Origin of the sequence: Pauljensenia sp. UMB3104, from assembly GCF_030217285.1 — a bacterium.
In the GTDB taxonomy this organism is placed as follows: Bacteria; Actinomycetota; Actinomycetes; order Actinomycetales; family Actinomycetaceae; genus Pauljensenia.
Genome location: NZ_JASONN010000281.1, coordinates 1 through 276, shown reverse-complemented (window position 1 = coordinate 276; position 276 = coordinate 1). Strand labels below are relative to the sequence as shown.

At 54.7% G+C, this 276-nt stretch carries 1 protein-coding gene; it reads left to right on the top strand.

Translation table 11 applies throughout. From position 1 onward, the window contains the following. Window positions 1-22: 22 nt before the first annotated feature. On the top strand, window positions 23-276 hold a 254-nt coding region (locus tag QP415_RS11715; RefSeq protein WP_285100194.1), incomplete at its 3' end, for a hypothetical protein.

Below are 276 nucleotides of genomic sequence, written 5' to 3'. Positions count from 1 at the left end.
ACACGGCTGAAAGTGGTTGTAAATGAGTGAGCGTGTTGTTGATTTCCCAACTCTTGGGTTTTTAGCGGCTGACTGGATTGAAGCTCACTGTACGGTCCCATCTGGATTTGATTTGGGCGCGCCGCTGGTTCACGTTGGCTGGCAGCTATGGTGCGATGTTAATCATTATCGGGTTCGTGAGGGCGCAAAGCTGGGCGAGCGCGGCCAGTCTGGTGCTTCCCAGTTCTTCTACAGACGCTCCTTGGTGGTGGGCCCGCAAAAGTCGGGCAAATCTCC